This is a genomic window from Leifsonia sp. NPDC056824, from assembly GCF_042789575.1.
Taxonomy (GTDB): domain Bacteria; phylum Actinomycetota; class Actinomycetes; order Actinomycetales; family Microbacteriaceae; genus Leifsonia.
Genome location: NZ_JBHUAV010000002.1, coordinates 131,363 through 145,522 on the forward strand (window position 1 = coordinate 131,363; position 14,160 = coordinate 145,522).

General features: G+C 71.9%; 14 protein-coding genes and 1 pseudogene. 7 read left to right on the forward strand and 8 right to left on the reverse strand.

Annotated features, from left to right (window positions below; genetic code table 11):
* The first annotated feature begins 100 nt into the window (after positions 1 to 100).
* The 3 genes from ACFRFH_RS10015 to ACFRFH_RS10025 are packed head-to-tail and all read left to right on the forward strand — an operon-like array spanning position 101 to position 3,000.
* Positions 101 to 1,165: an outer membrane lipoprotein carrier protein LolA gene (locus tag ACFRFH_RS10015; RefSeq protein WP_382462867.1), complete on the forward strand. Its 1,065-nt coding sequence runs from the start codon at positions 101 to 103 to the stop codon at positions 1,163 to 1,165.
* A gap of 10 nt (positions 1,166 to 1,175) precedes the next feature.
* The gene (locus ACFRFH_RS10020) at positions 1,176 to 2,114 is read left to right on the forward strand and encodes an ABC transporter ATP-binding protein (RefSeq protein ID WP_382462868.1); all 939 of its coding nucleotides are present in this window, start codon (positions 1,176 to 1,178) and stop codon (positions 2,112 to 2,114) included.
* A complete protein-coding gene (locus ACFRFH_RS10025) occupies positions 2,101 to 3,000 on the forward strand; it encodes an ABC transporter permease (RefSeq protein ID WP_382462869.1) in 900 nt (299 codons plus the stop codon). The genes ACFRFH_RS10020 and ACFRFH_RS10025 overlap by 14 nt, the downstream gene beginning before the upstream one ends.
* Before the next feature lie 123 nt (positions 3,001 to 3,123).
* Here ACFRFH_RS10025 and ACFRFH_RS10030 read toward each other — a convergent pair whose 3' ends face one another.
* From ACFRFH_RS10030 to ACFRFH_RS10040, 3 genes are all read right to left on the reverse strand, one after another.
* A complete protein-coding gene (locus tag ACFRFH_RS10030; protein WP_382462870.1) occupies positions 3,124 to 4,011 on the reverse strand; it encodes a DMT family transporter in 888 nt (295 codons plus the stop codon).
* Between the two features lie 78 nt (positions 4,012 to 4,089).
* Complete coding sequence (locus tag ACFRFH_RS10035) at positions 4,090 to 4,674, reverse strand: GNAT family N-acetyltransferase (protein ID WP_382462871.1); 585 nt, start codon at positions 4,672 to 4,674, stop codon at positions 4,090 to 4,092.
* A 9-nt stretch (positions 4,675 to 4,683) separates the two neighbouring features.
* Positions 4,684 to 5,529, reverse strand: coding sequence for an alpha/beta fold hydrolase (locus ACFRFH_RS10040; RefSeq protein ID WP_382462872.1), 846 nt, complete (start codon positions 5,527 to 5,529; stop codon positions 4,684 to 4,686).
* Between the two features lie 38 nt (positions 5,530 to 5,567).
* Between ACFRFH_RS10040 and ACFRFH_RS10045 the strand changes: the two are divergent.
* A pseudogene (locus tag ACFRFH_RS10045) lies at positions 5,568 to 8,008 on the forward strand (phosphoketolase).
* Between the two features lie 83 nt (positions 8,009 to 8,091).
* Here the strand turns inward: ACFRFH_RS10045 and ACFRFH_RS10050 are convergent.
* Entirely contained in the window at positions 8,092 to 8,871 is a 780-nt protein-coding gene (locus ACFRFH_RS10050) for an SGNH/GDSL hydrolase family protein (RefSeq protein WP_382462873.1), read from the reverse strand.
* 36 nt (positions 8,872 to 8,907) lie between these two features.
* On the opposite strand from ACFRFH_RS10050, the gene ACFRFH_RS10055 reads away from it, so the two are divergent.
* A complete protein-coding gene (locus tag ACFRFH_RS10055; protein WP_382462874.1) occupies positions 8,908 to 9,435 on the forward strand; it encodes a VOC family protein in 528 nt (175 codons plus the stop codon).
* Here the strand turns inward: ACFRFH_RS10055 and ACFRFH_RS10060 are convergent.
* The 3 genes from ACFRFH_RS10060 to ACFRFH_RS10070 all read right to left on the reverse strand — a co-directional run bounded on the left by ACFRFH_RS10060 (position 9,375) and on the right by ACFRFH_RS10070 (position 12,330).
* A complete protein-coding gene (locus ACFRFH_RS10060; protein ID WP_382462875.1) occupies positions 9,375 to 10,328 on the reverse strand; it encodes a hypothetical protein in 954 nt (317 codons plus the stop codon). The two genes, ACFRFH_RS10055 and ACFRFH_RS10060, sit on opposite strands and share 61 nt — an antisense overlap.
* Before the next feature lie 138 nt (positions 10,329 to 10,466).
* The gene (locus ACFRFH_RS10065; RefSeq protein WP_382462876.1) at positions 10,467 to 11,486 is read right to left on the reverse strand and encodes an LLM class flavin-dependent oxidoreductase; all 1,020 of its coding nucleotides are present in this window, start codon (positions 11,484 to 11,486) and stop codon (positions 10,467 to 10,469) included.
* Between the two features lie 43 nt (positions 11,487 to 11,529).
* A complete protein-coding gene (locus tag ACFRFH_RS10070) occupies positions 11,530 to 12,330 on the reverse strand; it encodes an alpha/beta hydrolase (RefSeq protein ID WP_382462877.1) in 801 nt (266 codons plus the stop codon).
* A gap of 76 nt (positions 12,331 to 12,406) precedes the next feature.
* On the opposite strand from ACFRFH_RS10070, the gene ACFRFH_RS10075 reads away from it, so the two are divergent.
* Positions 12,407 to 13,231 carry a hydrolase gene (locus ACFRFH_RS10075; protein ID WP_382462878.1) on the forward strand — a complete coding sequence of 275 codons (825 nt, stop codon included), beginning with the start codon at positions 12,407 to 12,409 and terminating at the stop codon, positions 13,229 to 13,231.
* A 2-nt stretch (positions 13,232 to 13,233) separates the two neighbouring features.
* On the opposite strand, the gene ACFRFH_RS10080 is transcribed toward ACFRFH_RS10075, so the two are convergent.
* Positions 13,234 to 13,560 carry a thioredoxin family protein gene (locus ACFRFH_RS10080; RefSeq protein ID WP_382462879.1) on the reverse strand — a complete coding sequence of 109 codons (327 nt, stop codon included), beginning with the start codon at positions 13,558 to 13,560 and terminating at the stop codon, positions 13,234 to 13,236.
* 72 nt (positions 13,561 to 13,632) lie between these two features.
* Here ACFRFH_RS10080 and ACFRFH_RS10085 point away from each other — a divergent pair, with 72 nt between their 5' ends.
* A complete protein-coding gene (locus tag ACFRFH_RS10085; RefSeq protein ID WP_382462880.1) occupies positions 13,633 to 14,133 on the forward strand; it encodes an FBP domain-containing protein in 501 nt (166 codons plus the stop codon).
* Positions 14,134 to 14,160: the final 27 nt, after the last annotated feature.

Here is a 14,160-nt window from a genome sequence, read left to right on the forward strand (position 1 = left end):
TTCTGTGTGTCATGACCCGTGTCATACCAGGGGATGATTTCAGGCTCTCCCGGCTAATCGGAAGGGTCGGTGGGGTGGTCCCGAGCGTATCCTCGGGACTATGAAGCACCGCCTGATCCGCTGGCTCCCGGCCATCGTCGTCCCCGCCGTCATCGCCGCGGGAGCGATCGCCATCCCGCTCGCCGCGGGTGCGGCGGACCTGCCCGTGAAGTCGCCGTCGGACGTCCTCCGCCTCGTCGCGTCGAGCGACACCAAGGCGTTCTCCGGCACGGTCCAGCAGACCTCCGACCTGGGGCTGCCCAGCATCCCGAAGATGGGTGGCGGGTCCTCCAGCACGGACAGCTCCATCGCGAGCACGCTCTCGCTGCTGATGGGCGACCACAGCGCCAAGGTGTATGTCGACGGCCCGACCAAGATGCGCGTGCAGCTCCTCGACCAGCTCGCCGAGCGCGACGCCATCCGCAACGGCTCCGACGTCTGGCTCTACCAGTCGAGCGACCAGTCGGTCACCCACGCCACCATCCCGGCGCACGAGAAGAGCGGCTCGACGCCGGCTCCGACGGCGACACCAGGCGCCATGGCCACGACGCCGCAGGCGCTGGCCGAGAAGTTCCTCGCCGCCGTCGACCCCTCGACCGCGCTGACCCTCGGCGCGAACACGAAGGTCGCGAACCGGGACGCCTACGACCTGGTGCTGACGCCGCGCACCGACGCCACCCTGGTGGGCTCGGTGTCCATCGCCGTGGACGGCCAGACCGGCCTCCCGCTGCAGGTCCAGGTGACCGCGCGCGGGGCGTCCTCGCCGTCGTTCCAGGCCGGGTTCAGCGACTTCACGCCGGGCGCGCCCGACGCGAGCGTCTTCTCGTTCACCCCGCCGAAGGGCGCGACGGTCACCGAGCAGACGCCGAAGACGGGCGAGCACTCCACGACGACGAACCGGCCGAAGCCGACCGTCACGGGCACCGGCTGGGCGACGATCGTCAGCCTCCCGGCCGGCACTGTTCCTGCCCAGGCGTTGGCCGACCCGCTGGTCGCCCAGCTCACCCAGTCCGTCGCGGGAGGCCGTGCGCTGTCGACCTCGCTGGTGTCGGTGCTGGTGACGGCGGACGGGCGGCTGCTCGCGGGCGCCGTCCCGGTCTCCGCGCTCCAGGCCGCCGCTCAGTGAGCGACGACCGGTGAGCGACGCCGCCGCCATCGCGACGAGCGGGCTGACCAAGCGCTTCCGCGGGCGCCCCGTCGTGGACGGGCTCAGCCTGTCGGTGCCGCGGGGCTCGGTCTTCGGCTTCCTCGGGCCGAACGGCTCGGGCAAGACGACGACCATCCGGATGCTGTTGGGGCTGATCTCGCCGTCCGCCGGCTCGATCGACCTGCTCGGGGAGGCCATGCCCGACCGCGGCGCGACCGTGCTGCCGCGCGTCGGCGCGCTGGTGGAGGGTCCGTCGTTCGCGCCCTACCTGTCCGGGACCGCGAACCTTGTCCGGCGCGACACCGCCGACCGGTACGCGCCCGGCGCGACCCGCTCGGCGCGGGTGGCCGCCGCGCTCGACCGCGTCGGGCTCACGCACGCCGCGGGCAAACACGTCCGCGCCTACTCGCTCGGCATGAAGCAGCGCCTGGGCATCGCCGGCGCCCTGCTCACCGACCGCGACCTCCTGGTGCTGGACGAGCCGACCAACGGCCTCGACCCGCAGGGCACGCGCGAGGTGCGCAACCTGGTGCGTTCGCTCGCCGACGAGGGCAGGACCGTGTTCGTCTCCAGCCACCTACTGGCGGAGATCGAGCAGATCTGCACGCACGCGGCGATCATGCGCACGGGGCGGCTGGTCGCGCAGGGCTCACTGGACGAGCTGCGCAGCGCCTCCGGCCCGCGGCTGAGCGTGACGACCCCGGATCGTGCCGCCGCCGCCGAGGTGCTCGTGCGGGCCGGTCTCGCGCCGGAGACCGGCGGCGACGGCGTGGAGGCGGCGCTCACCGAGGGCTCGCCCGCCGTGGAGGACCTCGCCGCGAGCCTGGTCGGCGCCGGCGTGCGCCTCCGCGGCTTCGCGGTGCGGTCGTCCAGCCTGGAGGAGCGCTTCGTGGAGCTGACCGGGGAGGGCTTCGATGTCGAGCAGTGAGGCGGTCCCGGTCGGGGAGGTCGCGGCGACGACGGCCGCACCCGCGGTGGCGTCGCTCGGCGCCCGCCGCGCCAGGCCCTCCGCGGGCTGGGCGCTGCTGGGCTCCGAGCTGTCGGTGATGTTCCGCCGCTGGCGCACCTGGGCGATGCTCGGCGCGCTGGCGGCCGTCCCCATCCTCATCGCGGTCGCCGTGCGGCTGCGGGGAGGGGCCAGGGGACCGGCCTTCCTCGAGCAGATCACCAGCAACGGCCTCTTCGTCGCGTTCACCGCGCTCGTGGTGTGCGTCCCGCTGTTCCTGCCGCTCACCATCGGCGTCGTCGCCGGCGACACGATCGCGGGGGAGGCGAGCCACGGCACGCTGCGCTACCTCGTGATCGCCCCGGCCGGCCGGCTGCGGCTGCTCGCGGTGAAGTTCGCCGGCTGCGCGGTCTTCTGCGTCGCCGCGGCACTGGTCGTCGCGCTGGCGGGGGCGCTGATCGGGGCGCTCCTGTTCCCGATCGGTCCGGTGACGCTGCTGTCGGGGGCGGTCGTGAGCCTCGGCGACGCCGCGGTGCGGATGCTCCTGATCGGGCTCTACATCGTGGTGTCGCTGCTCGGGATGTGCGCGATCGGGCTGTTCCTGTCCACGCTGACCGATGTCCCGGTCGGGGCGATGGCGGCGACCGCGGTGCTGGCCGTGGTGTCGCAGGTGCTGGACCAGCTCCCGCAGCTCGACGCCATCCACCCGTGGCTGTTCAGCCACTACTGGCTCGGCTTCGCCGACTTCCTGCGCGCGCCGCTGGTCTGGGACTCGTTCGTGTCCAACCTCTGGCTGCAGGCCGGCTACGTCGCCGTCTTCGGCGCCCTCGCCGTCGGCCGCTTCCTGACCAAAGACGTCCTCTCCTGACGATCTATCTGACAGGACACGCCGCCTGACGCGCCCGCGAGACGGCCATTCCTGGCGATCTATCTGACAGCACACGCCGTCTGGCCCGCCCGCGAGACGGCGAGTCCTGTCAGGTAGATCGCGTCAGGGGATCGTCTCGGCCGTGGACTCGAGGTCGGAGCGCGGGTGGTCGCGCTGCGTGGCGATCGTGATGCCCGCCGCGAGGCAGACGATGACGATGCCGATGAGCTGCACGAACGCGAAGTGCTCGCCCAAGACGATGACGCCGAAGATCGTCGCGATCACCGGCCCGAACGCCGTGATGACGGCGTACAGTCGAGGGGTGATCCGCCGCAGGATGAACGTGTCCAGGCTGTAGGGCACGGCCGAGGACAGGATGCCGGCGGTCAGCAGCAGACCGGCGACGCGCCAGTCGATGCGGCTGTAGTCGACCACGACGAGCGCGAGCGGCACGGTGAGCACCGTCGCGACCACGCTGGCCACGCTGAGCCCCTCCAGCCCGGGCAAGCGCATCGCCACGCGGCGCGTCAGCAGGATGTACGCCGCCCAGGAGGCCGCGGCCGTGAGCGCGAGCACGACGCCGATCGGGTCGACGGCGCCCTCCGTCGCGGTCAGCAGCAGCACGCCTCCCGCCGCTGCGACCGCGCAGCCGGCGTCGAGCAGCCGGCGGGAGCCCGCCAGCGCGAGCGCGAACGGGCCGAGGAACTCGATGGTCGCCGCGATGCCGAGCCCGAGCCGGCCGACCGCCTCGTAGAAGCTGAGGTTCATCGCGGCCAGCACGACGCCGAGCGCGAGCGCCGGCCAGAGCCGGGTCCAGGTCAGCTCGGCGCGCTTCGGCCGGTAGAAGGGCAGGATGCACACGGCCGTGACGAGCTGTCGCACGGCGACCACGACCAGCGAGCCGACGATCGGGATGAGCAGCCCGGCGACCGAGGAGCCGAAGTTGATGCTGACCTCGGTGGCGACCTGGGTGCCTGCTCCGGCGACGACCCGGTTGCGCTGCGAACTCACCCGACCGAGCTTAGGGCCATTCAACGACCTTCGAACGGTGACTACCTGCGGAAATCGTCGCGGAATACCCGCGCCTACTCACTTCTCGACGGGGAGGGTGGTTCGCATGATCGCGCGGGTCGCGCTGGGGCGCCGGATGAGGTCGAAGCCGCCGTCGCGGAACAGCGACACCGTGCCGTGGTACCGCTCCGCGGCCGAGAGCGACGGCCGGACCTCCGGGTCGACCGGGTAGCCCTCCACGACCGTCGCGCCGTGGCGCCTGGCGTGCTCGAGCGCGCCGGCCAGCAGCGCCCGCGCGACGCCGCGCTTGCGGTACTCGATCCGGACCACGAAGCAGGTCACCGCCCAAACGTCCTCCGGGTCGCCCTCCTGTCGCTGCGTGATCGGCGAGCGGCCGAGCGCCGGATACGCGGAGAACGGCTCGACGGCCGCCCAGCCGACCGGCTCGCCGTCGATGCGCGCGATGACGCCGGGGGAGCCGGCCTCCACCTGCCCGTGCAACAGGGCCTGCGTCTCCTCGCGTGTCGCGGCGTCCCAGTCCGACCGGCTCAGCTTGAACCACTGGCACCAGCACCCGGCCGGGTCGCCTTTCGTGCCGAACACCGTCTGCAGTTCGCTCCAGGTCGACGCGTCGACCGACTCCGTGACCACCTCGTCCGTCATGCCTCGAACCTAGCGCGAGCGGAGGACACCGGCGAGGACTCCCGGACGCTCGACGTGGCCGAAATGGCCGGTCGCCGGGAGGGTGAGGGTCGCGAACCGCGGGATGATGCCGGCGAGCCGCGCATCGTCGTCCGCGGGTGAGAACAGGTCGTGGTCGCCGTGCACGGCCATGACCGGGCACGCGATCCTCGACCAGCGTTCCGCGGCCGGATACCGTCGCAGGCACTCGACCGCGCGGACGAACGCCGCCGGCCGGAGGTCCCTGGCGAGCTCGTGCACCGCCCCCGGCTGCCGCCCGGCGAACAGCGGCGCCAGCAGCAGCCCGAGCAGCCGGCGCCGGTCCAGCCAGCGAACGAACGGGGCCGCCGCCGCGCCAGCGGCCGCGAGCAGCCGCATCCCGGCGAGCATGAGGGCGAGCGACGGCGCCGCGCCCGTCAGCCCGCCGCGTCCCAGCCGGTCGCCGCGGCCGCCCAGCGTCGTCGCGGACACCAACAGCACCGAGACCGTCGCCGCCGGCTCCAGGACCGCCAGCTCCAGCGCGATGAAGCCGCCCATCGAGTGACCGACCACCCGCCAGCGGCGGTAGCCGAGCGCCCGGGCGACCGTCGCGACGGCCCGGGCGAGCGACTCCGGGCTCAGCTCGGCTGTCACAGCGGGCGAGTCGCCCCAGCCGGGGAGGTCGGGAACCACGAGATCGTCGGTCGCCTCCGCTCCGCCCGCCGCCTCGATCGCGGGCAGCCAGGTGGTCCATGATCCGGCTGCTCCGTGCAGCAGGATCGTGGCCGTCCCCGAGACGACCCGCGTGTGACGCACGGTCACGGGTCCGAGGGCGGTGTCGATGAGGGAGGTTTGCACACCTGTTATTCGGAGCGGACCGCTCGTAGGATTCCCGCGTGAGCGACTCCTCGAACGCGTCAGCATCCGCCCTCTCCGAATCCGACCTCGATCAGCTCGACGCCTGGTGGCGCGCCGCCAACTATCTCTCCGTCGGCCAGATCTACCTCCTCGACAACCCGCTGCTGCGGCGGCCGCTCTCGCGCGACGACATCAAGCCGCGGCTGCTCGGGCACTGGGGGACGACCCCCGGCCTCAACTTCCTCTACGCGCACCTGAACCGCGCGATCCGGCAGCGCGACCTCGACACGATCTTCGTCGCCGGCCCCGGCCACGGCGGCCCCGGCGTGGTGGCCGGCGCGTACCTGGACGGCACCTACAGCGAGGTCTACAGCGGCATCGACCGCAGCGAGGACGGGCTGCGGAAGCTGTTCCGGCAGTTCTCGTTCCCCGGCGGCATCCCGTCGCACGCGGCCCCGGAGACGCCGGGCAGCATCCACGAGGGCGGCGAGCTCGGCTACTCCCTCTCGCACGCCTATGGGGCGGCGTTCGACAACCCGAAGCTGCTCGTCGCGGCGGTGGTCGGCGACGGGGAGGCCGAGACCGGGCCGCTGGCGACGGCCTGGCACTCCAACAAGTTCCTCAACCCGAAGGCGGACGGCGTCGTCCTCCCGATCCTGCACCTCAACGGCTACAAGATCGCCAACCCGACCGTGCTGGCGCGCATCCCCGAGGCCGAGCTGCTGGAACTCATGCGCGGCTACGGCTACACGCCCTACCTGGTCTCCGGCGGGTTCGACGGCGAGGACCCCCGCGAGGTGCACAAGCGGATGGCGGCGACGCTGGACGAGATCCTCGATCGGATCGCCGAGATCAAGGCGACGGCGGAGTCCGGGGACCTGATCGACCGGCCCGCCTGGCCGATGCTCATCCTCCGCACGCCCAAGGGCTGGACGTGCCCGAAAGTGATCGACGGCCACCCGGCGGAGGACAACTGGCGCTCGCACCAGGTCCCGCTCGCCGACGCCCGCGACACCGAGGCGCACACCCGCCTGCTGGAGGACTGGCTGCTGTCCTACCGCCCGGAGGAGCTGTTCGACGAGTCCGGCGCGCCCGTCCCGCTGATCGCGTCGCACGCGCCGGAGGGCGAGCGCCGGATGAGCGCCAACCCGGTCGCGAACGGCGGCCTGCTGCGCCAGGACCTGCGGCTGCCCGACTTCCGCGACTACGCCGTCGACGTGCCCGCACCGGGGGAGACCGTCGCCGAGGCCACGAAAGTGCTCGGCGGCTGGCTGCGCGACGTGATGGCGGAGAACCCGGAGGACTTCCGGCTGTTCGGGCCGGACGAGACGGCCTCCAACCGCCTCCAGGACGTCTACGAGGTCACGGCAAGCAGTGGAACGCCGAGTACCTGCCCATCGACTCCGACAACCACCTCGCGCCGACCGGCCGCGTGATGGAGGTGCTGAGCGAGCACCAGTGCCAGGGCTGGCTCGAGGGCTACCTGCTGACCGGCCGCCACGGCGTGCTGACCTCCTACGAGGCGTTCATCCACATCGTGGACTCGATGTTCAACCAGCACGCCAAGTGGCTGAAGGGTTCGCGCGCCATCCCGTGGCGACGGCCGATCGCCTCGCTCAACTACCTGCTCAGCTCGCATGTGTGGCGGCAGGACCACAACGGCGCCTCCCACCAGGACCCCGGCTTCATCGACCATGTGATGAACAAGAAGGCCGACATCGTCCGCGTCTACCTGCCGTTCGACGCGAACACGCTGCTGTCGACGTACGACCACTGCCTCCGCTCGGTCGACTACGTGAACGTGGTGGTGGCGGGCAAGCAGCCGTCGCCCAACTGGCTGAGCATGCCGGATGCGATCGCGCACTGCACGCGCGGCATCGGCGTCTTCGACTGGGCGGGGACCGAGCGGGAGGGCGAGGAGCCGGACGTGGTGCTGGGCTGCGCAGGGGACATCCCGACGCTGGAGGTACTGGCCGCGGCCGACATCCTGCGCCGCCGGCTGCCCGACCTGGCGGTGCGGGTCGTGAACGTCGTGGACTTGATGCGCCTGCAGAGCGAGGGCGAGCACCCGCACGGGCTGAGCGACCGCGAGTACGACGCGCTGTTCACGACGGACAAGCCGGTGATCTTCGCCTACCACGGCTACCCGTGGCTGATCCACCGCCTCACCTACCGCCGGGCCGGCCACGACAACCTCCACGTCCGCGGCTACAAGGAGGAGGGCACGACGACCACGCCGTTCGACATGGTGATGCTCAACGACCTCGACCGCTACCACCTGGTCATCGACGTGCTCGACCGGGTGCCGGGACTGGCGGCGCGGGAGGCGGGTTTCCGTCAGGAGATGGTGGACGCGCGCCTGCACGCGCGGCAGTACACGCGCGACCACGGGGAGGACATCCCCGCCGTCGCGGAGTGGCGCTGGGGTGGCACCTCCCGCACGTCCCGCATCGACACCACCGGCGGCGACAACGACTGACGCCCGGCCCACATCCCGCCGAAGGGCACGTAAACGCCCCTAAGAGTGCGTTTTAGGGGCGTTTACGTGCCCCTCGACGGAGGCTAGAGGGGGTGGGCGGAGGTGGGGTCGACGACGGTGAGGTGGGCGATCTTGGCGACGCGGCCGTCGCCGGACGAGCGCCCGGTGAGGCGGCGGCCGATCCACGGCAGCACGTACCGGCGGTAGTAGTCGGCGGTGCGCCGGGAGGGCTCGCCGGCTGCGGCGGTCTCCACCTCGTCCACGCCCCACTCGGCCGGCACCGGCACCCCGAGCGCCGTCAGCACGTTGCTCGCGACCTTCGCGTGACCGAGCGCGTTGAGGTGCAGGCGGTCCGCCGACCAGTAGCGGATGTCCTCCAGAGACTCGTCGGCCCAGTTGTCGACGAAGAGCACGCCGTCGCGCGGCAGCAGCGCCCGCACCGCGACGGCCAGCTCGTCGCCGCGCTTGCGCAGCAGCCCGCCCATCGGGAGGTGCCGGCTCGGGTTGGCCCCGCTCAGCAGCAGCATCGTGCTGCCGGAGGCCGTCACCCGGTCGGCGGCGTCCATGAGCTGGGCCGCCACCGATGCGATCGTGACGCGCGGGCGCATGATGTCGTTGCCGCCGCCGTTGAGGCTCACGAGCTCCGGACGCTGGGCGATGGCCGGACCGAGCTGCTCGGTGAGGATCGGGGTGAGCTTCCGGCCGCGGATCGCCAGGTTCGCGTAGCTCACCGGCTCGGGCGAGGCGAGCGCCAGCCCGAGGGCGACGAAGTCCGCCCAGCCGCGCTGCCGGCCGTCCGGGAGGTCGTCGCCGACCCCCTCCGTGAAGCTGTCGCCGATCGCGATGAAACTGGAGTAGCCCATCCCGCTACGCTACCGCCCGCGCGTAGCATGACCCGCATGCAGACGGTCAGAACGTTCCTCTGGTACGACGGCCAGGCCGAGGCGGCGACCGAGTACTACGCCTCGCTCGTCCCGGACTCCCGCATCCTCCGCGTCGACCGGCTCGGCGAGGACGGCAGCACCGTCCTCGTCACCTTCGAGCTGGGCGGGATCGAGTACGTGGCGCTCGACGGCGGCCCGCTGTACTCCTTCACCGAGGCGGCCTCCATCATGGTCGTCTGCGAGGACCAGGCGGAGGTCGACCGGCTCTGGGACGGCCTCACGGCGGACGGCGGTGAGCCGGGACCGTGCGGCTGGCTGAAGGACCGCTGGGGGCTGAGCTGGCAGATCGTGCCGCGCGCTGCTGGAGTTGCAGCAGGACCCCGACCGCGAGCGTGCAGGACGCGCGAACGCCGCGATGCTCACGATGGGCAAGCTCGACATCGCCGCACTCTACGCGGCGGCCGACCCGGCCTGAGCGCGCGTCAGCCGCGAGCGATCAGCGCCTGCCAGGCGAGCAGGTGCTCGACGGTGACGCCCTTGTAGCCCGGGAGGCCGCTGAACGCCGTCCGCACCTGCGCCGTCTGCGACTCGAGCACGCTCGCCGAGTCGTCCCCGAACGTCGCGGACGAGCCTCCGGCCACGTCCGGCGTGTCCGTCTCGACGCCGACGCTGAACGGCACCCGGGCGCTCGCCGCGGCCGTCGCGGCCGGCCGGGCCAGCGCGACGATGCCGTCGTCGCCGGCGGCGTGGTCGGAGAACGCGACGATGGCGACCGACTTCACATGGGGGAGCAGCGTGCGGAACAGCGTGCTGCTGCCGTCCGCCGTCGGCTTGGCCTCCAGCCACCAGGGCAAGTCGGCGCCCACCGGGACGGACCCGGCGGCGCTCTTGGCGGTGTCATACATGGTCGCGAGCTGGTCGACAATGCCGGGGAGCTGGTCGTCGGTGGCGTTCACCCACGGCTCGACGTCGAACTGCACCGCGTCGAACGGCGCCGCCTTCAGCGCCGCGGTGGTCCAGGTGGCGGCGAGGTCGGGCTGCTGCGCCCACGCCGGGTCGCCGCCGAGCGCGCCGACCGTGGTCACGCCCGCGCGGTGCAGTGCGGTGACCGCCGAGCGCAGCCACGGGCCGAACGGCCCCTGGTCGGCCGCCCACGGCACGGAGAGGTAGACGGTCCGCAGCTTGTGCGCGGAGGCGAACGCGGCCAGCGCCTTCGGTTCGAACGCCGGCTGGCCGTCGCCGCGCGCATCCACGGACGGGTCGATCGGGTTGCCCCACGCCCACATGCCGGTGATGGCGGACGGCGTGGACGCGTCGGTCAGCGTCACGGCCTTCGCCGGCTCAGCGGCGAGCCCGGATGCGCTGATCCCGACCGAGCCGAGGGCGAGCGCCAGCCCGGCCGCGATGAGTCCAGCACCCGATCGTCGAGTTCGCAAAGCACACCCCTTCCATGGGACCGGACGATGTCGTCACGGCCTGTGCTGCGGAATTCGGGTGTACCGCATTGCGATCCTCTCATGTGCACGAATATCGCACAGGGCCGCATTCGGGGTACACGGGCGCGGGCACGGAACTCAGTCGCGCCACCCCAGCTCGCGCCCGACGCCGACCACGGCCTCCAGCAGCCGCGCGTTGAAGTCCACCCCCAGCTGGTTCGGCACGGTCACGAGCACCGTGTCGGCCATCCGCACCGCCTCGTCCTGCGCCAGCTCGGCGACCAGCTTCTCCGGCTCGCCGATGTAGGAGCGGCCGAAGCGCGCGATCCCGCCGTCGAGGTGCCCGACCTGGTCGCGGCCCTCCACCTGCGCCCGCGCGCCGAAGTAACGGCGGGACTCGTCGTCGACGATCGGGATGACGCTGCGGCTGACGCTCACGCGCGGCTCGCGCTCCCAGCCCATCTCGGCCCAGGTGTCGCGGTAGCGCTGGATCTGCTCGGCCTGGAGCTTGTCGAACGCCTCGCCGGTGTCCTCGGTGAGCAGTGTGGACGACATCAGGTTCATCCCCTGCTCGGCCGTCCACTCGGCGGTCGCCCGGGTGCCCGCTCCCCACCAGATCCGGTCGGGGAGGGTCGGAGAGAGCGGCTGGATGGAGAGGCCGCCGCTGGTGCCGGTCATCCGCGGGTCGGCGTTCGCCATCGCCTCGCCCGCAATGGCGGCGCGGAAGATCGCGGTGTGCCGCCGGGCCATGTCGGCGTCGGACTCGCCCTCGCCCGGCACGTAGCCGAACGACTCGTAGCCGGCGAGCGCGGTCTCGGGTGACCCGCGGCTGACACCGAGCTGGAGGCGTTCGCCGCTGATCAGGTCGGCGGCCGCGGCCGACTCGGCCATGTACAGCGGATGTTCGTACCGCATGTCGATGACGCCGGTGCCGATCTCGATGCGCGACGTGCGCGCGCCGATCGCGGCGAGCAGCGGGAACGGCGAGGCGAGCTGCGGGGCGAAGTGGTGCACCCGGACGAACGCGCCGTCGGCCCCCACCTCCTCCGCGGCGACCGCGAGCTCCACCGTCTGCAGGAGGGCGTCGGCCGCCGTCCGCACGACGGAGCCCGGGACGGCCTGGTAGTGGCCGAAGCTGAGGAAGCCGATGCGTTTCACAGTGAGGGCAAGCCGTCCGGCCGGCGCGGTATTCCGGGCCGGCTCAGTCCTCCAGCCCCTGCTGCCCGAGCCAGACCAGGATCTCGGTCGCGACGTCCCGCCAGCCGTGGTCGATCACCAGAGAGTGGCCGCGGTCGCGGAACGTGATCAGCTCGGTCACGGCGTTGGAGTCGCGGTACTGCTTGAGCGTCGCGTCCACCGTCACCTCCGGGACCGTGTTGTCCTCGCCGCCCGCGATGAGGAGCAGCGGTCCGCGGTCCTCGTTCTTCGTGTCGACAGCGGCCTGCGAGTGCAGACTGAAGTTGGCCGCCGCGGCCTGGAAGATCGGGCGGACGGTCGACGGCACGGTCCAGCGGTCGTATAGCTCCTTTGCCTCCTCGTCCGTCAGCTGGTTCGCGAAGCCGAATTTGAACTGCTCCTCGGTGAGGGCGATCGGCTTGTGGATGTTGGCCGGGTTGTCCAGCACGGGGAACGACGCCTTCAGCTGCCGGAACGGCAGCGGCAGCACGCCCTTGATCTGAGCGGGGTCGATCGCGACGCCCGCATTGCCGTAGCCCTGCCCGAGCAGTTTCTCAGTGACGAGGCCGCCGAACGAGTGGCCGATGATGACCGGAGGGACGTCCATCGCCTCGATGATCTTCGCGAAGTGCGCCGTGACCTCGTCGATGCCGAAGTTGGCCACGTCGTCCGGGTTCGCGCGGGTGTCGGCCACGGTGTCCTTCTCGCCGGGCCACGGGGGTGCGACGGGGGCGTAGCCCTCCGCCGTGAAGAGGTCGATCCAGGGCTGCCAGCTGCTCGCGTGGAGCCAGAGGCCGTGGATGAAGATCACCGGTTGATTCGCCATGCGGCACAGGGTATTGCGCTCCGCGCCGCGTGACCAGACCCTGACGGCGGCGCCGGCGCCGGGTAACGTGACCCGCATGGCCGACTGGTTGTGCGCGACATGCGCGGTGGAGACGACCCCGATCGTGACGGACGCGGGGGAGGAGCCGCCGGCCTCCTGCCCGATCTGCGAGGACGAGCGGCAGTACGTCCCGCCGACCGGCCAGCGTTGGACCACCCTGCAACGCCTCCAGCGCGAGGGCGAGCGCGTGACCGTCACAGAGCTGGAGCCGGGGCTCTACGGGCTGAGCAGCGAGCCGAGGGTCGGCATCGGGCAGCGCGCCCTGCTGCTGTGCACGCCGGACGGAAACCTGCTCTGGGACCCCACCGGGTACGTCGACGACGCCACCGCCACGGCCGTCCAGGACCTCGGCGGCGCCGCCGTCATCGCCTCCAGTCACCCGCACATGTTCGGTGCGCAGACCTCCTGGTCGCGGCTGCTCGGCGGCGTGCCGGTGCTGGTCAACGCGGCCGACCGGCACTGGGTGCAGCGCGAGGACCCGGCCATCCGGGAGTGGAGCGGCGAGGAGGAGGTGCTGCCCGGCGTGCTGCTGCGCACGGTCGGCGGGCACTTCCCCGGCAGCGCGATCGTGCACTGGGACCGCGGGGTCGTGCTCAGCGGCGACACGATCTTCCCCGGGCCGTCGCAGAAGTGGGTGACGTTCCAGCGGAGCTTCCCCAACGACATCCCGCTCTCGGCCTCGGTGGTGCGGCGCGTCGCCGACCTGGTCTGCGACCGGCCGTTCGAGCGGATGTACGGGAACCTCGGCAACGTCATCCCGGTAGACGCGCGGGCAGCCGTGCAGCGGTCGGCCGAGCGGTACATCGGCTGGGTCAGCGGCGCGTTCGACCACCTGACTTGAGGTCAGGAGAGGTACTGGGCGAGCTCGAATTCCAGCGCGGGCCTCGGCTTGGCGCCCACGATGGTCTTCACCACCTCGCCGCCCTGGAACACCTTCATCATCGGCAACGAGAGCGCGTGATACTCGGCCGACGACCGCGGGTTCTCGTCGGCGTTGATCCGCACGATCCGGAGGTCGTCGCGGTGCTCGTCGGCAATGCGCTCCAGGATGGGCGTGACCGCGCGGCAGGGGCCGCACCAGGGGGCCCAGAACTCCACGAGGGTGGTGCCCTCGGCGTCCAGGACGTCGGAGGCGAAGGAGGCGTCGGTGACGCTGTCAAGAGTGCTCATGCCGGGAGGCTACGCCGTGCCCCCGAGGTCAAGGTCAAGCACCTGTGCCAGCATGGGATGCAGGAGGTGGACATGGACACCCTGACCCCGCAGGAGCTCCGCGACTCGTTCGTGAACTGCTCGCGCTCCGACGCTGCCGACCTGCCGCTGCCGCCCGGGATGCACGAGGTGGACTGGTCCCGCCGCGAGTACCTCGGCTGGCGCGACCCCCGGCTCCCGCAGCGCGGCTACGTCGTCATCCCGACCGGGAGCGGTCCGGTCGGCATCCTGCTGCGCGCGTCGGAGGCCTCCATGCGCTCGCACGCGCCCACCATGTGCGGCTGGTGCCAGGACGTCCACGTCCGGCGCGACGTCTACTTCTGGTCGGCGCGCAGGGCCGGGGACGCCGGGCGGCGAGGCGACACCGTCGGTGCCCTGGTGTGCGCGTCGTTCGAGTGCACCGAGAACGTGCGGCGCACGCCGCCTCCTCAGTTCGTCGGCTTCGACTCCGCGCGCGTGATCGAGGAGCAGATTGCCGGGCTCTCCGAGCGTGTGCGGCGGTTCGCGCAGGCCGTCGTGGGCGTGCGGCCCTGAGCGCACAAAGCTGATTCATAGGGACCC